The sequence below is a fragment of the Rheinheimera pacifica genome (genome assembly GCF_024809855.1).
Taxonomy (GTDB): domain Bacteria; phylum Pseudomonadota; class Gammaproteobacteria; order Enterobacterales; family Alteromonadaceae; genus Alishewanella; species Alishewanella pacifica_A.
Genome location: NZ_JANUEM010000016.1, coordinates 25,178 through 47,499, shown reverse-complemented (window position 1 = coordinate 47,499; position 22,322 = coordinate 25,178). Strand labels below are relative to the sequence as shown.

The 22,322-nt window shown below is 49.1% G+C and carries 19 protein-coding genes; 7 read left to right on the top strand and 12 right to left on the bottom strand.

The window, feature by feature from the left end; genetic code table 11:
- Positions 1–8 precede the first annotated feature (8 nt).
- Positions 9–1,712, bottom strand: coding sequence for a methyl-accepting chemotaxis protein (locus tag M2404_RS17155; protein WP_259240979.1), 1,704 nt, complete (start codon positions 1,710–1,712; stop codon positions 9–11).
- A gap of 176 nt (positions 1,713–1,888) precedes the next feature.
- Here M2404_RS17155 and ggt point away from each other — a divergent pair, with 176 nt between their 5' ends.
- Both ggt and M2404_RS17145 read left to right on the top strand, forming a co-directional pair.
- Entirely contained in the window at positions 1,889–3,565 is a 1,677-nt protein-coding gene (ggt, locus tag M2404_RS17150) for a gamma-glutamyltransferase (protein ID WP_259240978.1), read from the top strand.
- A gap of 148 nt (positions 3,566–3,713) precedes the next feature.
- Complete coding sequence (locus M2404_RS17145) at positions 3,714–4,709, top strand: extracellular catalytic domain type 2 short-chain-length polyhydroxyalkanoate depolymerase (RefSeq protein ID WP_259240977.1); 996 nt, start codon at positions 3,714–3,716, stop codon at positions 4,707–4,709.
- Position 4,710: 1 nt separating this feature from the next.
- On the opposite strand, the gene M2404_RS17140 is transcribed toward M2404_RS17145, so the two are convergent.
- The 3 genes from M2404_RS17140 to M2404_RS17130 form a co-directional block, all read right to left on the bottom strand.
- On the bottom strand, positions 4,711–5,463 hold the full coding sequence (locus tag M2404_RS17140) for a MipA/OmpV family protein (RefSeq protein WP_259240976.1): 753 nt from the start codon (positions 5,461–5,463) through the stop codon (positions 4,711–4,713).
- A gap of 127 nt (positions 5,464–5,590) precedes the next feature.
- Complete coding sequence (locus M2404_RS17135; protein ID WP_259240975.1) at positions 5,591–6,160, bottom strand: hypothetical protein; 570 nt, start codon at positions 6,158–6,160, stop codon at positions 5,591–5,593.
- Between the two features lie 78 nt (positions 6,161–6,238).
- Positions 6,239–7,519, bottom strand: coding sequence for an MgtC/SapB family protein (locus tag M2404_RS17130; RefSeq protein WP_259240974.1), 1,281 nt, complete (start codon positions 7,517–7,519; stop codon positions 6,239–6,241).
- A 152-nt stretch (positions 7,520–7,671) separates the two neighbouring features.
- Here M2404_RS17130 and M2404_RS17125 point away from each other — a divergent pair, with 152 nt between their 5' ends.
- Entirely contained in the window at positions 7,672–8,220 is a 549-nt protein-coding gene (locus tag M2404_RS17125) for a YaeQ family protein (RefSeq protein ID WP_259240973.1), read from the top strand.
- A gap of 28 nt (positions 8,221–8,248) precedes the next feature.
- Here M2404_RS17125 and M2404_RS17120 read toward each other — a convergent pair whose 3' ends face one another.
- The 5 genes from M2404_RS17120 to apbC all read right to left on the bottom strand — a co-directional run bounded on the left by M2404_RS17120 (position 8,249) and on the right by apbC (position 13,777).
- A complete protein-coding gene (locus tag M2404_RS17120; protein ID WP_259240972.1) occupies positions 8,249–8,824 on the bottom strand; it encodes a glutathione S-transferase family protein in 576 nt (191 codons plus the stop codon).
- Between the two features lie 2 nt (positions 8,825–8,826).
- Positions 8,827–9,720, bottom strand: a complete 894-nt coding sequence (locus M2404_RS17115; protein ID WP_259240971.1) for a DMT family transporter — start codon at positions 9,718–9,720, stop codon at positions 8,827–8,829.
- 59 nt (positions 9,721–9,779) lie between these two features.
- Entirely contained in the window at positions 9,780–11,897 is a 2,118-nt protein-coding gene (locus M2404_RS17110; RefSeq protein ID WP_259240970.1) for a hypothetical protein, read from the bottom strand.
- A gap of 223 nt (positions 11,898–12,120) precedes the next feature.
- Complete coding sequence (dcd, locus tag M2404_RS17105) at positions 12,121–12,711, bottom strand: dCTP deaminase (protein ID WP_068238172.1); 591 nt, start codon at positions 12,709–12,711, stop codon at positions 12,121–12,123.
- A gap of 1 nt (position 12,712) precedes the next feature.
- Positions 12,713–13,777, bottom strand: a complete 1,065-nt coding sequence (gene apbC / locus M2404_RS17100) for an iron-sulfur cluster carrier protein ApbC (protein WP_259240969.1) — start codon at positions 13,775–13,777, stop codon at positions 12,713–12,715.
- A 131-nt stretch (positions 13,778–13,908) separates the two neighbouring features.
- On the opposite strand from apbC, the gene metG reads away from it, so the two are divergent.
- On the top strand, positions 13,909–15,957 hold the full coding sequence (gene metG / locus M2404_RS17095) for a methionine--tRNA ligase (protein ID WP_259240968.1): 2,049 nt from the start codon (positions 13,909–13,911) through the stop codon (positions 15,955–15,957).
- 46 nt (positions 15,958–16,003) lie between these two features.
- Entirely contained in the window at positions 16,004–17,419 is a 1,416-nt protein-coding gene (locus M2404_RS17090; protein ID WP_259240967.1) for an MFS transporter, read from the top strand.
- 20 nt (positions 17,420–17,439) lie between these two features.
- On the opposite strand, the gene M2404_RS17085 is transcribed toward M2404_RS17090, so the two are convergent.
- Together M2404_RS17085 and M2404_RS17080 are read right to left on the bottom strand one after the other, a co-directional pair.
- Positions 17,440–18,909, bottom strand: coding sequence for a hypothetical protein (locus M2404_RS17085; protein ID WP_259240966.1), 1,470 nt, complete (start codon positions 18,907–18,909; stop codon positions 17,440–17,442).
- A gap of 83 nt (positions 18,910–18,992) precedes the next feature.
- On the bottom strand, positions 18,993–19,988 hold the full coding sequence (locus tag M2404_RS17080; RefSeq protein ID WP_259240965.1) for an NAD(P)H-quinone oxidoreductase: 996 nt from the start codon (positions 19,986–19,988) through the stop codon (positions 18,993–18,995).
- A gap of 100 nt (positions 19,989–20,088) precedes the next feature.
- Between M2404_RS17080 and M2404_RS17075 the strand changes: the two genes are divergently transcribed.
- Both M2404_RS17075 and M2404_RS17070 read left to right on the top strand, forming a co-directional pair.
- Positions 20,089–21,309 (top strand): class I SAM-dependent rRNA methyltransferase, encoded by a 1,221-nt coding sequence (locus M2404_RS17075; protein ID WP_405047793.1) that lies wholly within the window; start codon positions 20,089–20,091, stop codon positions 21,307–21,309.
- 70 nt (positions 21,310–21,379) lie between these two features.
- Positions 21,380–21,949: a YceI family protein gene (locus M2404_RS17070; RefSeq protein WP_259240964.1), complete on the top strand. Its 570-nt coding sequence runs from the start codon at positions 21,380–21,382 to the stop codon at positions 21,947–21,949.
- Between the two features lie 65 nt (positions 21,950–22,014).
- On the opposite strand, the gene M2404_RS17065 is transcribed toward M2404_RS17070, so the two are convergent.
- Positions 22,015–22,314, bottom strand: a complete 300-nt coding sequence (locus M2404_RS17065) for a PilZ domain-containing protein (RefSeq protein ID WP_068238154.1) — start codon at positions 22,312–22,314, stop codon at positions 22,015–22,017.
- Positions 22,315–22,322: the final 8 nt, after the last annotated feature.

Here is a 22,322-nt window from a genome sequence, read left to right as displayed (position 1 = left end):
GTCTATACTTACAGTTTAAACCCACTTAGCGATTTTTTCATATCACTGGCCATTTTTCGCAGTTGCTGGCTGGCGACTGACAGCTCGGTCGATTTTGCTGTAGTGCTTTCCACTGCCGTGGCGATATTTTCCATATTTTCGTTGATGGTGCCCGACACCACGGCCAGCTCTTCGGTGGCGCTGGCCAGTTGGTCGTTAACATCGGTAATGCTGGATACTGCGGTATTTATGCGTTTTAGCGCCTCACTGGCTTGCTGCGAGCAGACTATGGTTTGCTCGGTTTCAGCTTTGCTTTGCGTCATAGATTGCACGGCGTTGGCAGAGTCCTGCTGAATACCCTGAATACGTTTGTTGATATCCTGCGTAGAAGCTTGCGAGCGGCTGGCCAGGGTGCGTACTTCGTCGGCTACCACGGCAAAGCCTCGGCCCATTTCACCGGCACGGGCAGCTTCAATGGCCGCGTTTAGTGCCAGTAAATTAGTTTGCTCAGCAATGGCACCAATAACATCGGTTACTGCCCCAACCTCTTCACCGCGCTTGGATAACTGCGCAATAACCTCAGATACCTGCTCTAACTTCAGCTTTAACGCGTCAATAGCGGTAATGGTTTGGCCAACTGACGTTACCCCGTTTTGTGTTTCGGTGTCGGCATCCCGGGCAGCTTTGGCTGCAGTGGTGGCACTGCGTGCCATATCTTCACAGGTAGCTGTCATTTCATTTACCGCAGTAGCAACCTGCGCGGTTTGATCCATAACATTTTGCAAAATCTGCTGCGTTTGCTGGCTGCTGTCATCTAAAGCCTCAGATTGCATCGACAATTGCTCGGCCATCGATATCTGCTGGCTGATAATACTACGTAGCTGGCTAACCAAAATGCCAAGCGCTGCTAGCAGGCTGTCATTGTCACCACTTCGCAGCGCAAACTGCACAGAGAAATCACCGGCGGCAACCTGCTGCACCAACAGCTTGGTGTCGGCCACTTCACCACCGAGCGTGCTTAGTAGCCAACTGCGGATAAATAACGACACTCCCGCTGTCAGCAGCATAATAATAATTACCACCACACCAATTTGCATCGCAACAGCCCAGAATGCCGCTTTCATATCATCGATATAAATACCAGAGCCCAGCACCCAGCCCCAGCTATCGTCTTTTGCGACATAAGACAGCTTGGTATAACGCTCCTCGGTTACCCCACCGCCTTTTAATGGTTTTGGCCATTGATACTCAACAAAACCGTCACCGTAGCGGTTTATTACATCAACAAAGCTGACGAACAGATTGGCATTATTTAAGGTTTGCTGCTCTTTGCCATCGCGGCTACGCATTAAAGTGGCATGGTTAAAGTTGGGTCTGTCGAGCACGGTACCATCTAGCGCAGGTACTGTCGGGTGCATAATCATTTTGGGAATGGGACGGCCGGTGTCGTTAATCCAGATATATTCTGTGCCATCGTAGCGTATGGCCTTAATGGCAGCCATGGCCTGTTGTTGTGCCTGATCTTTACTCAGGCTGCCGCTCTGCTCCAGTGCCTGATAATGTTTCACCAGGCTAAGGGCGCTGTCAATTACCGCCACAACCCTGTTTTCTCTGCCCTCTGTCAGGCTGTGCTGCAAGGCATTTAACGCCACTGCACCAAGCACCATAAAACCAAGCAATGCCAGTAAAGGAATGCTTAACAAACGCCCGCCCACGGTTTTCCAAAATGCCATGATATATCCTTTTTTATTACTTCGATGTTCCTGATTTAGCAGTTAATTTCACTGCCAGAGTCAAAGCTTTTTTTAACTTTATCAGCATAGCCTGTGCTTTATCAGCTGTCACATCTTGTAATTAACAAATAACCACGTTAGAACTGATAACGTGGTTCTCAGCGGAGTGGTTTGTTATGCAGTTTTTGTATCGCGTTAGCTTTTATTTGTTGTTCAGCCTGGCTGTACTTTCAGCCGCGGCACAGGCTTGCCTTAAAGGCCAGGCTGCCGTAGCTTCGCCGGATCAGTACGGTGCCACAGTGGCAGAGCAAATATTAAAAAAAGGCGGCAATGCGGTTGATGCTGCGGTAGCAACTGCTTTTACACTGGCAGTAACCTACCCTGAGGCGGGCAATATTGGCGGTGGTGGTTTTATGACACTGTGGTTTGACGGTAAAGCTTACTTTCTGGATTACCGCGAAACAGCGCCTGCAGCTGCCCAACGTGATATGTATTTAGATGAAGAAAAACAGGTTATTGAAAACTTAAGCTTAATTGGCCATAAAGCCAGTGGTGTGCCGGGCACAGTAATGGGATTATGGCAGGCACATCAGCGGTTTGGCAGCCTGCCCTGGGCAGAGCTGATACAACCTGCTATTTACTATGCCCAAAATGGTTTTACCGTAGCAGAAAACCAGTATCAGTACCGTGCCGATTTACTTAGCCAACTGGAAGGCAAAACCAATTTTGCCCGCTATTTTTCTGCTATGCAGCCTAACGAAAACTTTGTTCAAAGCGAGCTTGCCAGCACTCTAAAACGTATTGCTGAACATGGCCCGGCCGACTTTTATCAAGGTGAAACGGCTAAATTACTGGTAGCGCAAATGCAACGCGGTGGCGGCCTGATCACTCTTGATGATTTAGCGGCATATAAAGCTGGCTGGCGTGAGCCGGTTATTACCCCCTGGCGCGATTACCAGTTGGTAACTGCTGCACCACCAAGTTCTGGTGGTATTGCGCTTAGCCAGTTGCTGGCATTAAAACAGCGGCGCAGTGCCGACTTTACTAATGTTGCGCTTAACAGCAGCCAGTATGTGCATTTAATTGCTGAGATAGAAAAACGCGTATTTGCTGATCGCGCCGATTATCTGGGCGATCCAGACTTTACGACAGTACCGCAGCAGCAACTGCTTGACAGTGCTTATCTGGATAAACGCGCGGCGGAGATAAACCCGGCAGCAATATCGGCCACCGCAGCGGTAAAGCCGGGGCTGGAAGGCTACCACACCACGCACTTTTCTGTGCTGGATAAAGACGGTAATGCGGTGTCTAACACCTATACGCTGAATCTGGATTTTGGCAGCGGCGTGATAGTAGAAGGCGCTGGTTTTTTACTGAACAACGAAATGGACGACTTTTCTGCCAAGGCCGGTGTTCCCAATGCCTTTGGCGTAGTAGGCAGTGATGCCAATGCGATAGCACCGGGCAAACGAATGTTGTCGTCGATGACCCCCAGCCTGCTGATAAAAGATGGTAAAGTCGGGTTGGTGATTGGCACGCCGGGTGGCTCAACCATTTTCACCTCTATTTTTCAGGTAATGACGAATTTATATGACTACCGGTTACCGCTGGCTGACGCTGTGGCTGCACCGCGTTTTCATCATCAGTTACTGCCCAAAGATCAGATCACCATGGAGCCTTATGCATCGCTTAGTACAGCAGTACAAAATGAGCTAAAGGCCAAGGGCTATCAGCTGGTGACTCAAGGCTGGAACCTTGGTGATATTCAGGCAATTCAGGTAATAGACGGCAAAATAACTGCCGTTGCCGATCCGCGCTCACGTGGGGTGGCGAAGGTTATTAACTTGCATTAACACCACCGAGCAATAAGGTTTTAGTTTTAGCCTTACTTTTTTACTTTGGCGCTACTTTGGCATTAGTGCTGTACTAAAGCCTTATTGTTGCCGGGCCACGTTTATGCAACATTCCGTAGTCTATTACCCTGTTATTGCCGGAGCCGTTATGCCCAAACTTAAGTTGGTTAGTTTTACACTGTTATCTGCTTTTGCCATACCGCTATCAGCACAGCAGACATTGCCCAAACTGCAGTTGGCAGAGCACATTACCTTGTCGGGTTTATCCAGCGGCGCTTATATGGCTGGCCAGTACCACTTAGCATTTGCCGAACAGGTTAGCGGCGTAGCCATGCTGGCCGGTGGCCCGGTATATTGTGCGCAAAACAGTTTAGGCCTGGCCCTGGAACATTGTTTTAATAAAGCCAGCAGCTCGCCGGATATGAATGCAATAAACCAGTATTTAACCGCGCAGCGCGCCACGGGCAAGCTGGCGCCGGTTGCAGCAGTTAAAGATGACAAAGTATGGATTTTTCATGGCAGCAAAGACACCACAGTATACCCCGGCCTGGCCGCAGTACTTTACCAGCAGTACCGGCAATGGGTTGATAGCAGCCATATTGCACTGATAACAGATAAACCTTTTGGCCATACCTTTCCGACAGACAATACTGCTTTGGGTAGTTGCGATGTCTCTGAGCCGCCTTTTCTGGCCAGCTGTAATTATGATGCTGCAGGCGAGCTGCTTAAGCACTTACTGGGCAGTGTTAAAGCAAAAACAGCCAGCAGCAGCGGCCGGCTAATTACAATTAACCAGCATCAGCTGGCTGCGGCTGCCAAAGATGCCCTGGCTGAAACCGGTTATTTGTACATACCACAAAGTTGTGCCAGCGGTGAAAGTTGCCGGTTACATGTTAGTTTTCATGGTTGTAAGCAAAATGCCGCCAGCGTAGGCGAAGCCTATGTAACAGGCAGCGGGCTGAATAATTATGCCGATAGCAATAATATTGTGGTGTTATACCCGCAAACCACTGCCAGCAGCATAAACCCATTTAACCCTAATGCTTGTTGGGATTGGTGGGGCTATACCGGCGCTGATTATGCTACCAAAGAAGGGATACAACTTAAGGCCATACACCAGTTAGTGCAGGCCTTAACAGATTAAGTTAAAACAGCCGCGACCAGGATAAAAATGCTGACAGCCCGGTATCACGATCCGTTAACGGGCTGTCACTGATACTGCTGCCATACCAGTGATGTTGTACACCAAGTCTTGTCATACCACCAAAAAACAGCGCCGTAGTGACAGAAACGCCGGCATTATAATTAACGGCACCACTGGCTTGATAAGCGGGACGCTGCGCTGTAGCTTCATCCGGGCGCACGCCGTAGTAGTAATCGACCAGATTGCTGTCGGAATAGCTGACGCCAAATGCCGGCTCAATGATGACCTGCCCGGCACGGTAGCTATAACTCACTGATACCTTTGATTCCTGGCCGTTAGAGTTACCTAATAAATCAAATACGGTTTGGGCTTCAAACTTCCAGCTATCCTGGCGCAGCTGCATGCCAATACCGCCATCAATTGAATCTTTACGTTTGGCCATACCGTTAAACACCGCACTGTCAGATTCATCAAAACCAGCAAACCGCGGAGCAAGTTTGGCGCTAAAACTGATATTACCCAGATCCAGCAGTTTATAGCTTACAAAAGGCCCGTATACCGTCAGCCTGTCGCCCTGATAACCAATGATAGGTAACGGGATAGTGCGGTTGCTGTAGCCCTGATATATTTCCTGATTAACCCCGACACCCACACCATAGGAAAAACCTTGTGATGCGGCACTTTGTGCCATTGCTGTACAACACACCAAACTGGTACCGATAACACTGGCTAAAACACAATGACTCAATTTCATCTGAAAACCTTAGGTTGCGACTAAATAGCGATTGGGTAGCGACTAAGCTGCGACAATAACCCGGATATAACACTTACTGTGTTGATAACATCATTACTGTACCCAAATACGTATAGATCAACCAGCGTTAAAACTTATTTTGTGCTGCCATGCCAGGCGGCAATATTTGCTCTACACCGCCAAGGCGTTTGGCCATTTGCATAATGCGATCATGGTGTTTAGCCAGTGCGGTTTTATCATCTGCGGTTAAGCAACCGGTTAGCGTTTGGTAATACTGTTGGCCCTGCTGAATGCTTTTTTCAGTTTTTTGCCGCTGCGCTGCCGGTAAAAACATCAACGCCTGGCGTGATACTTCCAGCGCAGGCTGCACAGCATCCAGCACGGGCCAGGTTACTTTGGCACTTAACTCAACAAACTGTACCGGCGTAAAACCATGCTCTTTCGCCAGTTGCTCAATTTGCGTTTGATAAGCGGAATCTTTTTCCTGTGCGCTAAGCTCACGGTAGTGTCGTGGCCAGTCACAGTGTTGCTGTAACTTAAACTGCTTGTTTTGTGGCCTTTGCTCTAACTGCTGTAATTTGGGCAACATGGCTTCAAACTGGTCCAGATTAGCATCTGTCAGCACTGTTGCAGCCATTACAGGCAAAGCAAGCACACTAAGCAGTGTCAAGCCGGCAATGCTGGTTGGTTTCATCATGGTATCTCCGGAATTTATGTTATCGCGCTATCTGAACAGGGCAAGGCTTAATCCAGCCTGAAGCCTGTGCCGCAATCCTTAAACGAAAAACAGCACCGCCAGCCCCAAAGCCAGTATTACCAGCGTGGCAACTAACAACTTGTTAGCCAGCGCCCTGCCACCCAATACAAACACCAGAATACATTTAACAACGGTATTACTCAGTGCTGCTACAGTAACAGCGCCAGCGGCCAGTGCTATGCCCTCAGGTATACGCCGGGCGTAATCCGCCATTGACAAGGTTATGGCGTCCACATCAGTTAAACCTGCTACAGCTGCCAATATATACAAGCCTTCGCTGGCGGCATATTGCTCGGTAAGTTTAACCAGCAGCAAAATAACCGCAAACAACACTCCAAATTTCATTGCTGCAATCAGGCTAAACGGGTTACTAACCTTAACGGTACTTTGTTGTGGTGCCTGATAACGCCTGCGGCCAAGCTGGTAGTAAATAGCCGCCATAGCGGCAGTAGCCACCGCCATAACGCTAAACGGCAGCCACAAATGTGCCAGCAAAGGTTTATACACAATGCTTACTGTTACCAGCACACGGACAAACATTACCAGCCAGGCCAATAATACCCCGCAGGCCTGAGTATCGGCAGCCAGCGGATCGGGTTCAAATTTACTGCTGCGGGCAAAGCTTAAGGTAACGGCAGTAGACGATGCCAGGCCACCACTAATACCGGTAACTACGGCACCATGGGCAGCACCAAGCCAGCGCACGGCAACATATCCCAGCAGCGACATAGAGGAAATCAGTATTACCAGCAACCAAAGCCGGTAAGGGTTAAGCGCCTGCCAGGGATCGACTGGTTCATTTGGGAGTAATGGCAATACGATAAAGCTGGCTATCAGCAGTTTGACTCCGGCGTATAAATCTTCATTGTCGATTTTACTGACCATAGTGTGCAGCGGCCGTTTAAAGGTAAGAATGGCCGATGTCAGAATACCCAGCATCACCGCTAATTCAGCATAACCAAACATCACTGCGCCACCGAGTAAACACACGGTAATAGCGCTGATTTCACTGGTTAACCCCAACGCCGTCGGGTTATGCCGGTTTTCCAGTATGTAAGCGGTGAGTACGGCCAGTGCAACCACCAAAACGGTAATGACAAATAGCCAGGGTGATTGCAGATGCAGTGATAACCAGGCCGACACCGCACCAGCCTGGGCAAACAAAATGTAGGTGCGTAAGCCACCAAAGCCCCCGGGGTGTTCGTCGCGGCGGTGTTTTTCCCGCTCAATGCCAACCAACGCCCCCAACAACAAGGCGATTAAAAAGTTTTGCACCATATCAATATCAAATTCTGACACTTTCGATTGAACTCAGTTGGTTAGCGGTTATTAGCCACAGCATAGCGCAGTTTGTCCGGCCGTGGCAGATGCAACCGCGCCAAACTGTTAAATTGAGCAAAATCATGGTTCGCGTTACACTCGCTGCCTTTGCATTGATTACGGGTTTGCTTATGGCACTAAAAGCCACTGTATTTAAAGTTCAGCTGCAAATTGCTGATATGGACCGGCATTATTATCAGGATCACAGCCTGACACTGGCGCAGCACCCGTCAGAAAATGACGAGCGTATGATGGTGCGCCTGTTAGCCTTTGCCATCAATGCCAGCGACACGCTGGCCTTTACCAAAGGTTTAAGCGCAGAAGACGATGAACCGGAGTTATGGGACAAAACCCTCAGTGGTGAGATTAATTTGTGGGTAGAGTTTGGCCAAAGCGATGAAAAATGGCTGCGTAAAGCCGCCGGACGGGCAAAACAGGTGCAATTATTTTGCTATGGCGGGCGTAGCGTACCGGTATGGTGGAAAAACATTCAACAAGCTCTGGAGCGTTACCAGAATCTGGCGGTGCTGGAAATCAGCGAAGAAGCCGTAAAAGCCATGGCAAAACTGGTAAACCGCACTATGAACCTGCAGTGCAATATCAGCGAAGGCCAGATCTGGCTGTCCGACGCTGAGCAGAGTGTATTAATTGAACCTGTGCTGCTAAAAGCAGCACAGTAGCAGCGCCGTAATAAAGGCCTGCGCCGGCTTATCCCAGGCGTGGGTCGCTGTCTTTAATCATCGGTTGCGTTTTGTTTTGCGCAACAAAGGCCAGTAATGCCGGATAATCGTCAAACTCCAGCAGTTCACGGAACAAAGTCCAGTCCACCAGGCTATATAGCGCCATGGCAACATAATCCCATTTGGCAAACTCGTCATTTGCTGCCTGTTGTTCCAGCACATACAAAGAGGTAGCTACCCGCTCACGCTGTAAATTAAAAAACAGCTTATCGTCATTGGTGTCAAAGCCGCTACGGCTGCATTGCAGCAGCATCACTAAAGAATCACTTACGGCATTAATTACTGTTAGCTGGTTTTCCTGATACCAGCTAAGCGGCGCTATGCCCAGCTTGGCTGCCAGATAACGGTAGATCACGCCAGAATCAAAAATAACCTGACCTGCATCGTCCAGCATTGGAATGCGCAGTGCCGGGTTAATGGCTGCCAATGTTTGCCGACCTTCACCGGTAAAAATATTCAGGTTAATAAACTCGTGTGCGGTAGTAGCCAGCAATAAGCGAATGCGCCGCACATAAGGTGAGGTTTGTGAACCGTATAGTTTCATATTTACTCCTTAACAGGCGCTGTTGCAGCGCGTAATGAATTCAGGCTAAAACCGGTTACCAGCATGGTGCCGATAATAACAATGGCAGCACCGGCCAGCGTATGCCAGCCGACAGTTTCATCTAAAAACAGGTGGCCCCACAATACACCAAATACCGGTATTAAAAAGGTAACGGTTAGCGTGGGTGTAGCACCTAAATCCTGCACCAGCCGGAAATACAGCATATAGGCCACACCGGTACAAATCACTCCCAGCGCCAGCACAGCATACAAGCTTTGCATGGCCGGCTCAGCCACCGGCAAGGGTATAAACCAGAGTAATGGCAATAACCACAGGCAGGCCCCCCACATATTGCCATGTGCATTGGTAAAAGCCGGCACCGGTTTAGCCAACCGGGTATACCAGGTGGCAATACCATAACAACAGGCAGCCCCTGCTGCGGCAGCTATAGCCGGTAAGGCATTGCTATTTGCAGTAGCATCAAAGCCTACCAGTATGGCCACACCACTGATCCCCAGCAGTAAACCGCCGGCAATTTTTAATGACATACGCTGGCGAAAAAACACCCAGCCAATTAATGCGCCCCACAACGGTGCTGTAGCATTAAGCACCGCCAGTAAAGATGCGGTTAGTGTTTGCGCCGCATAGGCAAACAGCAAAAATGGTAAAGCGGTATTAAAAAAGCTCAGCACCATAAAGTGGCTAGCGTAGCCACGTATTGGCAAACTGCGTTTAAATGCTACGGCAACCAGTGCCAAGAACAGTGCCGCCAGCAGCACCCGGCCAAACATCAGCCAGGCCGGGCCAAGCTCCGGCACCGCAATACGCATAAACAGAAAGGAAGCGCCCCAAATAGCGGCCAGCGAAAATAACCGGATAATACTGCCTGAATTCACCTTCACTATCCTGTTTGTTAATTATTGCTGCTGTATACATTTATTACTGGCCACTGCACTTACCAGTACCACCAATACCCAATTGCGGCGGCAATTACCAGCACCATCAACAGTATTAAGCCCCAGGGTTGTTTTTTCCCGGCGTACGGATCTTTTAGCGAGCGTTTGGCGCCTTTGGGCAACTTAGCCAAACCGGTTAACGCAGCACCAAAGGGTACATTAATTTTTGCTCTGGTATTAACCGCCCAGCCATTGGCATCCAGCAAAGGCCCAAGATTGCGCCGCCGTAATGTCATAAAAGCCATTAACATAGACGGACATGAAATAAGCAGCATAACGCCAAGCAGTACTAAAGGTATCTGCCACCATTGCAGCGAAAACAAGCCGGCAACCACCGCCGCCAGCATGGTGCCTAAAGCCCCTAACGCCAGACCAATTGCCGCAAAAATACCGGCAAATTTAGCAATATCAAAGCCAGATGTTGCCGCTGCCGGTGCTGCGGCGGCATCGGCTACACCACTGGTCGTTTTGGTTTCAATATCTTTATCACGCGAAGCGGCAAATTTTTGCAATTGCGCTTCAATAAAAGCGGCGACCCGTTTATAGGGTGACCAGAAAGCCTGGCGGATACTCACGGGCTGGGCCACTACTTTTATTACACTGGCTTTCCAGTCACGGCCATTGCGATCATAAAATATACCGTTGCGCCCCGGCACCATCAGCTCATCGACATCACCTCCGGTAAGTGCAGCAACAATATTTACTGCCGCCTCCCCCTGGCGGGTACAGGTACAATACACCAGATAACAACCACTGAACGGCGCCATGCTGGCGTGGCGGGCCATATCTGCTACATATAGCACCAGCTCGCAACTGCGTTGATCCAGATACAGGGTTCCGGCCTGAAAAATAGCTTTATTTTCGCCCTGATAAAAATCACTTAACGATACATAGTTACGCAGCAAGGTAACCAGATTGCTTTGATAATGCACCAGACGCTCAACTGCATCGACATTATCGGCAAAGGTTTTTTCAGCTACATCAAGGGCGATAAGCTGCTGCAACCGCGCTGCAGCATCGGTGGTAACAATGGTAGTTAAACGTTCGGGCGCTAGCTGATGTAAGGCTGAATCAGGTTTAGCAGCCTGCCAGGCACGCCAGGTTGCCAGTTTGGCTGAAATAGCTGACCACTCGGCCAAACTTAAACTGTCCGGGGTGTTACCCAGCAAAGGCTTGATAACCAGCTGAGATAACTGCTCAATTTTTTCCGCCCAGGCCGGGTTAATACCCTGCCCTAATGGCAAAGCCAGGCCAGCCCCTACTTCGGCCAGCGGTAAAGCCGCGATATCATCATCGCTCTGGCCTATCGCCCGGTTTGCCAGCACTGCATATACGGTAGCTTCAGGGTTTAACGTTTGGGCGGCCCGGCTGTCAAATGCGGCTAACTGGCAACGAACAAAAAAGTCATCCACTTTTTCCTGCACACTGTCAAATACCGCTACTGCTGCAGCGGTGTCATTACCCAGCGGATGCAAATCGTCCGACTCTGCGGCACCGGCTTTATGCCAATCAACTATGGCCTGCGCCTGCGCCATAAAACTGTTTAACATCTCGGTGTCAGTACCCATACCGCCACTGCAGTCAGCCACGCCACCCAACACACTGACAATGTCGGTAATCAGCTGTTTTACATCATCGTCTGCGGTAAGCTCGGCCATCACCACGCCGTCACCGTTGAAATGATCCGGTGAGAATAAACGGGATTTATCAGTAAAATCGCCTACCTGTAAACTGTCAGCAGCGGTTTTGCCGGTATATTCCAGCACCCGCAAAGCGGCAAGTTTAATGGCGGCGCCAATTTCATCAGCGTCAGAAATTGCATCCAGTGGCACGCCAGGTGGTTGAAACATCAACTGCGCATCAGTAAGGCGCTGACAACACCAGCTTACTGCGGCCTGTATTTCCGGCACCCGGATCTGGCCGTCACCGTCTACGTCTAATAACGCCAAAGTGCGGCTATTAATTTCCAGCCCGGAGGTTGGGCAACTCAGCACTGTCCAGAGTTTAGGATCAAGCTCGTTTAGGTGTTGCAAGTCGGCACCGGTTTCCAGCGCAACCTGATCAAAACCGCCTGAGCGGAAAAAACGCCATTTATGTTGTGTAGTATTATCAGCCACAGCCGTCGCTCCCTGAGACAAAAAATTAATTTAGCATAATGCAGCGCTGCACTATTTACCACATGGCCTAATGTTACCAAATAGCCTGATACAGAATTTTTACCCACCTACATTGCCAAGCTATGCAACTTTATTGCATAATCATCCGGCTTCATTTTTGTTTTATAGCTTTTGGCCCACGCTTATGCGTGGGCTTTTTACTTTTTACGCCAACAACATGGCATCAACCTTTATCGTCGTGGCCAATACGGCTGGCTACAGCGCCGGTTTGCTGCTGATATTTCGCATCCAGCCTTTTGTTATAAGGCCGCTCGGCCGGGCCTGTCATCAGTTCAAAATTCAGCGCACCAATTTTCATCTGTGGCCTAAGCGCCAGTGGCAACTTACCGCTGTTATAAAACTCCAGCACGATATTGCCAGACCAACCCGGATCAATGCGGTGCGCAGTAACATGCACCATTAATCCCAGCCGCGCTAAAGACGAGCGCCCGTCTAACCAGCCGACAATATCATCCGGCAAGGTGACCGATTCCAGCGTCATCGCCAGTGCCAGCTCACCGGGGTGTAAAATAAACTTGTCACCGTCTGCGATGTAAATTTCGTCACTCATTACGCTGTTAAGTGCCTTATCCACCTCGGCGCGTGGGCCACTTAAATCAATATAAGCAGCGGTGTGGGCAACAAATACACGAAATTTATTGCCCAGACGAATATCAACACTCACGCCGCTTATCATGTCGGCATCAGGCAACGGAGTAATGCTAATTTTACCTTCAGCTAAATAGCGTTCTATATCGCGGTCACACAGTCTCATTTTAATCGTCCGTTATTATTATTTCAGGTTGGCCAGCCGCTTGCGCTGCAGCCTGCCAATGCAATGCCAGCATTAGTTGCCGGCCAATTGTACGGTAAATTTGCGCCACAGGCTGCTGTTTTAACACTATGGGCACCCCGGCGTCGGCCTGCTCGCGGATCTGTTTTTGCAGCGGTAACTGGCCCAGCACCGGTACCTGATAACGCTCTGCCAATAAGATACCGCCTTCAGTACCAAAAATATCATCAATGCTGCCGCAGTGGCTGCACTGGTAAAAACTCATATTTTCAATCAGGCCCGCTAGCGGAATATTGACCTGACGAAACATGCTGATGGCTTTTTCTGCATCCGACAGTGCTACATCCTGCGGTGTGGTTACTACCACAGCACCGGTAACCGGCAGTTTTTGCGCCATGGTCAGTTGAATGTCACCGGTGCCCGGCGGCATATCAACAATTAAATAATCCAGCTCTGGCCACAGCGTTTCGTTCAGCAGTTGCAACAACGCCTGGCTGGCCATGGGGCCGCGCCAAACTGAGGCTTGCTGTGGATCAACCAGAAAACCGATAGACTGTAAATACACGCCATGAGCAAACTTGGGCTGCATTAACTTATTATCCGGCGAGCTGATTTTCTCGCCGCTCAGCCCCAGCATCACAGGAATAGACGGGCCATAAATATCCGCATCCAGCAAGCCAACCTTAGCACCTTCCAGCGCCAGCGCAGTCGCCAGATTAACGGCAGTGGTAGATTTACCCACTCCGCCCTTACCCGACGCAATAAGAATAATCTGCTTAATATCTTTAAATACCGGTGCTGCTGTTAGCTGATAATCCAGGCTTAACTGATAACTAAAACCGGCATCAAGCAGCGCCTGCTGCAACGGCTGTGCGATGGATAACAGCGGCAGTTTCAGGCTGATACGCAGATTGTTTTTTTGCAGGCTTACGCTGTCAAGTAATAACGCCAGCGGCGCGCCACTGTCGGGCAATTGCCAGTGTTGCAGCAGTTGCTGTGCGGCTTCAGGCAAAGCATCGGTTTTGGCAGATTTAAACCAGTTAAACATCAGCAAGTTCCAAATTCAGGCTTTAACGCGTTTTTTTAGCAGAACCGCACCTTGGCGGGTGCGGATCGATGGCGGCTAGTGTATCATTTAGTGAAATTTTTTCAGTTATTTATGCAAAAGAGCACCGCTTAATGTCGACACGCAAAATACTTGTAACCAGCGCTTTACCCTACGCCAACGGCCCTATCCATTTAGGCCACTTACTGGAATACATTCAAACCGATATCTGGGCCCGCTTTCAAAAAGCCCGTGGCCATGAATGCTATTACGTTTGCGCCGACGACGCGCATGGCACCCCTATTATGCTCAAAGCGCAGGAGCAAGGCATTACACCCGAACAAATGATTGCCAAAACCAATATTGAACACCAGGCCGACTTTGCCGGTTTTGGCATTGGCTTTGACAATTATCACTCGACACACAGCGAAGAAAACCGCGAGTTTGCCAGCCAGATTTACAATAAACTTAATGCTGGCGGCTACATTAAGCGTAAAACTATCAGCCAGTTGTTTGACCCGGAAAAGCAAATGTTTTTGCCTGACCGTTTTGTAAAAGGCGACTGCCCCAAATGCGGTGCGCTGGATCAAAACGGTGACAGCTGTGATGTCTGTGGTGCTACCTACAGCCCAACTGAAGTTAAAAACGCCCGCTCTGTGGTATCCGGTGCTACACCGGTATTAAAAGACTCTGAGCACTATTTCTTTGATTTACCTGCCTTTAGCCAAATGCTGCAAGACTGGACCCGCAGTGGTAGCTTACAGGATGAAATGGCGAATAAACTACAAGAGTGGTTTAAAGATGGCCTGCAAATGTGGGATATCAGCCGCGATGCGCCCTACTTTGGTTTTGAAATACCAGGCGCACCGGGTAAATTCTTTTATGTCTGGTTAGATGCGCCTATCGGTTATCTGGCCAGCTTTAAAAACCTGTGTGATAAAACCGGCATCGACTTTGACAGCTTCTGGCAGCTGGACTCCAGCGCCGAGGTGTATCACTTTATCGGCAAAGACATTATTTATTTTCACAGCCTGTTCTGGCCGGCCATGTTGCACGGTGCCGGTATGCGCAAACCCAATGCCATTTTCGCCCACGGTTTTGTTACCGTAAACGGCGCCAAAATGTCTAAGTCGCGCGGTACTTTTATTAAAGCCCGCACTTATCTGGATCATTTAAACCCGGAATATCTGCGTTATTACTTTGCGTCTAAGCTTAGCAGCAGCATTATTGACCTGGATTTAAACCTGGATGACTTCAGCCAGAAGGTTAATGCCGATTTAGTGGGTAAAGTGGTCAATATTGCCAGCCGCTGTGCCAGCTTTATTACTAAGCGCTTTGATGGCAAGTTATCGGCTACGGTAGCCGAGCCTGCCCTGCTGACAGAATTTACCGCTATGGGTGAAAGCATCGCCGACAGCTTTGAAAAGCGTGAGTTTGCCCGCGCTATCCGCGACATTATGGCGCTGGCCGATAAAGCCAACCAATACATTGATGCCAAAGCGCCCTGGGTGCTGGTAAAAGATGATACCAAACAGCAAGAAGCGCATGACGTTTGCTCTATGGGTATTAACCTGTTTCGCGTACTGATGCACTATTTAAAACCAGTGTTGCCGTTAATGGCCGCAGAAACCGAAGCCTTCTTAAACAGCGAACTAAGCTGGCAGAATTATCAGCAGCCATTAACTAATCATGCTATCAACCCGTTTAAAGCTCTGATGCAGCGGGTTGATCCGGTAAAAGTTACCGCCATGCTGGAAGCTTCAAAAGAAAACCTGCAACCACAAGCTGCTGCACCGGTAAAAACTGCGGCTAAGGCTGAAAAAGCACCTGCGGCAGAGCGTGAACCAATAAGTGAAACCATCAGCATTGATGATTTTGCCAAAATTGATTTGCGCGTAGCCAAAATTATTAAAGCCAGCGCCGTTGAAGGTGCCGACAAACTGGTGCAGCTGCAACTGGATATTGGCGGCGGCGAAGTACGCCAGGTGTTTGCCGGTATTAAATCGGCTTACAGCCCTGAGCAGCTTGAAGGGCGCCTAACGGTGATGGTAGCAAACCTGGCACCACGTAAAATGCGTTTTGGTTTATCCGAAGGCATGGTGTTGGCCGCAGGCCCTGGTGGCAGCGACTTGTTTATTCTGTCACCGGATGACGGTGCACAACCCGGAATGCGTGTGAAGTAACTGTTTCAGGCAGCTTTGGGCTGCCTGTATTTTTTTAAGGCAACGGATGACCAGTAAACACCCTTACCGCAGTTTTAGCGCTTTGTTTCTTACCACTTTGCTGATGCTGGTGGCACAGGGTTCGTTATCAACTTACCTTGGTTTGTCGCTGGCACAGCAGCAAGTCGATTCTATCTGGATTGGCGCGTTAATGTCCTGCTATTATCTTGGCCTGGTGCTGGGCTCTAAGCTTGGCCACAAGGTTATTGCGCAGGTTGGCCATATCCGCGCTTTTGTTGCCAGCGCGGCTATTGTCAGCGCTTGTGCGATGAGCCATGTGCTGATAAACCAGTTGGAAATATGGCTGCTAATGCGGGTTATCGTTGGTATGGGCATGATGTGCCAGTATATGGTGCTGGAAAGCTGGCTGAACGAACAAACCGAAAGCTCGCAGCGTGGCACTGTGTTCGCCTTTTATATGATCACCTCTTATCTTGGTATGATTGGCGGCCAGTTAATGCTTAGCCAGTTTCCTGAGCTGGGTATTGCGCCACTGCTTATTATCAGTATGTGTTACTCGCTGTGCATAGTACCGATAGCACTGACTAAACGTATTCACCCGGCACCGCTGCAACCGGCACCGCTGAAGATTCTGGCGTTTTGGAAGCTGGTGCCTCAGTCGCTGACAGCAATAACGGTAGCAGGCATGATGGCCGGTGCTTTTTATGGCCTGGCGCCCGCTTATGCTGCCGCTAAAGGAATGACTACCGAACAGGTTACCTTATTTATGTCGGTAACGATCTTAGCTGGTTTGTTAGCGCAGTGGCCTATGGGCAAAATTTCTGATCGGGTACCACGCAGCCGTATCTTGCGTTTTAATGCTGCAGTGCTAACTATTCTTACCTTGCTCATTGCGTTGTTGCCATTAAGTGGCTGGCTGTTGTTGCTGGCAACCTTTTGCTACGGTGTGCTGGCCTTTACGCTTTACCCTATTGCTTCGGCTTTTGCCAACCAGAATGTAGAGCAAAACGATCGGGTGGCACTGTCTGCCACAGTGTTACTGACATTTGGCTTGGGAGCCTGTTTTGGCCCCTTGCTGGCATCGGCGTTAATGCAACTGGTTGGTCCGGCGATGCTGTATGCCTTTATCAGTTGCTGTGCTCTGACGCTGTTTCTGCGGCTGATCCGGGTAAACTATACGCAAAAAATGGTTAAACGCATGATGGACGAGCAACAAAATGCCCAGTTTAAAATGGGCTCAGGCGATTTGGTATCATCACCGCTGGCGGCGGCGCTTGATCCACGCGTTGACGAAGAAGTGGTTGTGGCACAAATGCGTGATGACGACTTTATTGCCGCTTATCAGCAAGTGCCTGCCGGTTATGACGAAGATATTGAACAAGAGCAATCTGAAGATCATTTTGATGCCACAGAGCCAGCGGAGAACTACCCCAGAAATACTGAGCAAAACAAAACCGTCTGATGACGGTTTTGTTGCTTGTGCTAGTTACTGTGCATCACCACTTTATTCCACAGATTCTGGTTTTTCACATAAGAGAAATATTCATCCGGGCGCCAGAATTTGGGCAACAGCGGCATATTTTTGCGCTCTTCAAAATTTGACACCAGTTTACTCAGAATTTCCAGCAAACGCTCTTCGCTGATCCGCTCCAGCTTTTTACGCGCCTGCGGGTAGTACAGGTTGTTTTCAACACTGACGATACAGCCCTGGGCAGACACGTTATAAGTAAGGTTACGGGTTACCATGCGGCAAACCGGTTGGCGGATATCGGCCGGGTAAAGCCCGGTAACAATGGCATATTCGTAACGATCCAGATCCTGCCTGTCTGAATCTTTCGGAATATAAGTAATGCCAAAGCCCTGTGGGAAAATACCGGTAATACTTAACAGCGCATCTACCGCTACCTTGCTGTATACGCCTTTCTCTACGCCTTTTTCCAGCACCAGAGCCACTTTAGGTAAGGTTTCGTAGGCAAAGCTGCTTTTGGTCGATAACACCACCGAGGTATAAATTTGCGGAATTTTAAGCACATTGCCAATACCGTGCTCCGGCTTGATGGCGTTTTTCAGCAACATCAGCACAAAATTCTGCCGCTCACCTTCAAGCTTAATAAACTGGTCACGCTCTTCTCTGGAATTACCGCTGTATTTATCCAGACCCAGGCCCTGGGTAACATATTTCAGGCTTTCGCGATAACTAATTTGCAGCAACGCCAGCCGCTCGTCGTTCTCAAGTACCCGAAATTCATCAGCTTTACCATCTGCACCTTTTAATATCAGCAGTGCTTCAGGGTGGCAGTTACCAATATCCTGCAGCAGTGCGGCCATTAACAGTGGAATTTGTACATCATCGCGAAACGGATCATACTCATCTTTGCCGTTTTTTTTGCCTTTACTGGCCATATAACGCTGCTGCACATAAGCGTTGTTCAGCTCACCATCGGCCAACAGCTTATCCAACAAGCGCAGTGACAGAATAGCTTTATATAAATGCTTACTTTTTTGATTGCTGGCAGCAACATGCTTGCCTTCGGTAGGCGATAGCAGCTGAATAGTGCCCAGTAATTTAGCACTGTTCATATTAGTATCTTCCTGCGATTCCCCCTGACATAGCTCCAAAATATCCAGACAGATTTTTTTAAGCGTCGTCAAACGGGCGCTGGCTTCATCATTGCGTGCCTGCTGAAAGGTTTGCCTTTCATTTTGTGCTTGCAGCAAGTTACGCTCAACCAACGCCAGATCGCGCTTGCTTACCTGCTTCTGGCGGTTTTCAAATAAAAATACCTGTTGTTCCAGTTCAATTTTTTCTGCCTGCTGTGCTACCGCCTGCTGAAAATACTGTACCGCCTGCTCGTACATGGAGTCGGCTACTGCCGTAGTATCACAAATACGGTTAATCAGTGTTGTCACCAACTTACTGTAAGTTGATTTTCCGATGGTACCTAAAGTCATTCTGGTAAGGCGTCCTTGTTACAATATGCGCACTGCCCGGCTAACACAAAACGAGGTGCGGGCAGGAAAAGGTTTTCAGCAAATCAGAATGTTAACACAAGCTTGCCACTGGTGGCATTACTGGCCATAAGCTGATGCGCAATTTGTGCCTGGCGCCAGTCAAATTGTTGTTGTAGTACCGGCTGTATCTGGCGCTGCGCCAGCATCCTGGCAAAAGCCTGACTAAACGCCTGAGTGAGATTAGTTTTATACCGGTTACTGCGATTACGCAAGGTAGAGCATATCAGCTGGCCACGGCGTTTAAACAAAGGTGCTAAATTGAGTTGCGGTATGTCATGCCCACCCATCATGGCATACAGCACGATTTTGCCGTCCATTGCCAGTAACGGAATTTCGCGGCTGATATACCCGCCTGCCACCGGATCCAGTATTAAATCCAGGCCTTGCGGCCATTGGCTGGCTAGTTCCTGTTCAAAAGCGTTTGTTTTATAGTTTATTGTCAGGTCGGCCCCCAATGCAGTGCATACTGCCAACTTATCTGCACTGCTGGCCGTAACTGCTACCTTTGCACCAAGGGCTTTAGCCAATTGTATGGCGGCGGTACCTACTCCACTGGCACCTGCATGAATAAGCACCCGTTGGTTAGTTTGCAGGTTGCCGATGCTGCACAACAGCTGATAAGCCGTTAAAAATACTTCTGCCGTTGCGGCAGCTTCTGCCATGCTGTAGCCGGCAGGCACGGCCATAGCATGCCCGGCATGCAATAATGCATATTCAGCATAACCTCCACCCGGCACCAAACCAAACACCGCTTTACCCAACCAGCTTTTATGCAGTGGCCCGGCAGCAACAACCACACCGGCTACTTCCAGCCCCAGAATATCGCTTTCGCCCTCTGGTGGCGGATACAAGCCACGACGCTGCATTAAATCTGCCCGGTTGACACCGGCAGCCGCCACTTTAACCAGCAGCTGTTCTGCCGAAGGTTGTGGTACTGCACGCTGTTCGATACGCAATGTGCTGTCTTTACCGGCGTTTTCTACGGCGATAACCTGCATAGTGGCGGGGATGCTGACCAAAACTGACTCCTTAGTAAATTGGCTGCTTTAGCTTAAATTGTGCTTTAGCTTTGGGCAGCGCTTCTCTACAATGCGGCCTTTAGTCTAGCACAGTGTATAAATGCCCATGAATAAGCCTTCAGTCTCATCTGTATTACCCCGGTTAACTCTGCAGGAAACCCGGGAGAAGTCGTTAAAACGGCTGCATCCGTGGATATTCTCCAAAGCAGTAAAAAGTATCAGTGGTAATCCGGCCAATGGCCAGACAATTGAGATTGTCAGTAGCAAAGGTGAATGGCTGGGCTATGGTGCTTACTCTGCCGAGTCGCAGATCCGGGCGCGGGTATGGAGCTTTAATCCGCAAGAGCAAATAGACGCCGCATTTTTTCAGCGCCGTATTGCCCGGGCCTGGCAGTTACGCACTGAGCTTTTTGACCTTAACCAGACCACAGGTTTACGGGTTGTAGCAGCAGAATCTGACGGTTTACCTGGTGTTACCATCGATAAATACGACACCATACTGGTGTGCCAGTTGTTATCTTCCGGTGCCGATGCCTGGCGCGATGCTATAGTGCAGGCTTTGATAGCACTGTTTCCTGAGCACAGTATTTATGAGCGCTCTGATGTCGATGTGCGCAAAAAAGAAGGCTTACAACCGGTTACCGGCTGGCTGCATTTGCCGCGTAATAACGGCGAAGTGGTAATTAAAGAACACGGTATGTCGTTACTGGTTGATGTTATGCAGGGCCATAAAACCGGCTTTTATCTGGACCAACGGGCCAGCCGGGCTGCAGCCAAACGTTATGCCAAAAATAAAACCGTACTGAATTGCTTTAGCTATACCGGTACTTTTGGTGTAGCAGCCTTGCAAGGTGGTGCGCAAAAGGTAACCAATGCTGATTTATCCGGGCTGGCGCTGAGTACAGCACTGAAAAATGCAGAGCTTAACCAGCTTGATCTGTCAAAAATAGATAACGTTAAATTTGACGTGTTTAAACTGCTGCGCCAGTATCGCGAGCAAGGTAAACAGTTTGATATGGTGATCCTGGACCCGCCCAAATTTGCTGAAAGCAAAGCGCAATTAATGGGTGCCTGCCGCGGTTATAAAGATATTAATATGGTAGCCATGCAAATTGTTAAACCCGGCGGCTTATTGCTTACTTTTTCCTGTTCAGGCCTGATGGAAGATAGCTTGTTTCAGAAAATTGTTGCCGATGCCGCACTGGATGCCAAACGTGACTGTTTGTTTATTGAAAAGCTCAGCCAGGATAGCGACCATCCAATAGCCAGCTTTTACCCGGAAGGCAGCTACCTCAAAGGCTTAGTGTGTAAAATCTACTGATATTAGATCTTGGGTAACAGCATAGCTTTGGGGTATGCTGACATAAAATTGTCATCATTGGAGAAACAACGTGAAACTATTCACCCTTGCCTTAGCATTTAGCAGCAGTCTGGTTTCTGCTGCCAACTGGCAGTTAGATAACAGCCAGTCCAGCCTGCATTTTGTATCGGTAAAAAATGAGGTAGTCGCTGAAACACATCAATTTAAACAGTTAAGCGGCAACTGGGATGGCAGCATGGTTAACATCAGTATTCCGGTAAATAGCCTGGAAACACTGATCCCAATCCGTAACGAGCGGATATGGCAGTATGTGCTGCAGGCTGAGCAATTTTCCGCCATTACGGTATCTGCAGAGTTAAAACAAGATGCGCTAGCCAACCTTGCAATTCGCGACAGTATGTTACTAGAGCTGCCACTTAACGTTACCATAGCCACAGAAACAGCGGCGTTAAATGCCAAGCTACGTATTACCAGGCTCAGTGCCAATACCCTTCAGGCGACAACTGAAGCACCACTGATGTTAAATACCGGCAGCTTTAAACTCCTTGACGGTGTAGCCAAATTGCAGGAGTTGGCAGGGCTTAAGAGTATTGACACTTTAGTACCGGTTAGTTTTACTGTGCGCTTTAACCAACAGTAAAAGCCCAGGTTGGCTAACCCCATAATGCAAAAAAGCAGCTTTGGCTGCTTTTTTGTTGGCTGTTTTTAATTTAGCTCCATAAAAGCTAAACCTAACTGATAAATATCTTCACTTTCCTGGCTGCAGCGCATCACTTTCGCACTTGCATCCAGCGGCGGTATGCTGGCATTGGCAGAATCAAGCCGTACCCGGATCAGCGTACCCATTTCCAGCGGTTCATCCACTTCAATTGACATGCCTGATGCACTTAAATCACGGCAAATGCCGTCAATCACCCGCCCGGTTTCAGGGTCATTAATCATCAGTTTTACATCAGCATTGACCATCATCCTGAAATAATGCCGGTTGTCGCCTTTTGTCAGCATAATACCTC

Bases quoted from the DNA above. Each gene is read 5' to 3' on its own strand.
- M2404_RS17140 (WP_259240976.1), bottom strand. From the start codon at position 5,463: ATGAAATTGAGTCATTGTGTTTTAGCCAGTGTTATCGGTACCAGTTTG.
- M2404_RS17120 (WP_259240972.1), bottom strand. From the start codon at position 8,824: ATGAAACTATACGGTTCACAAACCTCACCTTATGTGCGGCGCATTCGC.
- M2404_RS17085 (WP_259240966.1), bottom strand. From the start codon at position 18,909: ATGACTTTAGGTACCATCGGAAAATCAACTTACAGTAAGTTGGTGACA.
- M2404_RS17155 (WP_259240979.1), bottom strand. From the start codon at position 1,712: ATGGCATTTTGGAAAACCGTGGGCGGGCGTTTGTTAAGCATTCCTTTA.
- M2404_RS17135 (WP_259240975.1), bottom strand. From the start codon at position 6,160: ATGATGAAACCAACCAGCATTGCCGGCTTGACACTGCTTAGTGTGCTT.
- metG (WP_259240968.1), top strand. From the start codon at position 13,909: ATGTCGACACGCAAAATACTTGTAACCAGCGCTTTACCCTACGCCAAC.
- M2404_RS17145 (WP_259240977.1), top strand. From the start codon at position 3,714: ATGCCCAAACTTAAGTTGGTTAGTTTTACACTGTTATCTGCTTTTGCC.
- apbC (WP_259240969.1), bottom strand. From the start codon at position 13,777: ATGTTTAACTGGTTTAAATCTGCCAAAACCGATGCTTTGCCTGAAGCC.
- M2404_RS17125 (WP_259240973.1), top strand. From the start codon at position 7,672: ATGGCACTAAAAGCCACTGTATTTAAAGTTCAGCTGCAAATTGCTGAT.
- M2404_RS17065 (WP_068238154.1), bottom strand. From the start codon at position 22,314: ATGCTGACAAAAGGCGACAACCGGCATTATTTCAGGATGATGGTCAAT.
- ggt (WP_259240978.1), top strand. From the start codon at position 1,889: ATGCAGTTTTTGTATCGCGTTAGCTTTTATTTGTTGTTCAGCCTGGCT.
- M2404_RS17075 (WP_405047793.1), top strand. From the start codon at position 20,089: ATGCCCATGAATAAGCCTTCAGTCTCATCTGTATTACCCCGGTTAACT.
- M2404_RS17090 (WP_259240967.1), top strand. From the start codon at position 16,004: ATGACCAGTAAACACCCTTACCGCAGTTTTAGCGCTTTGTTTCTTACC.
- dcd (WP_068238172.1), bottom strand. From the start codon at position 12,711: ATGAGACTGTGTGACCGCGATATAGAACGCTATTTAGCTGAAGGTAAA.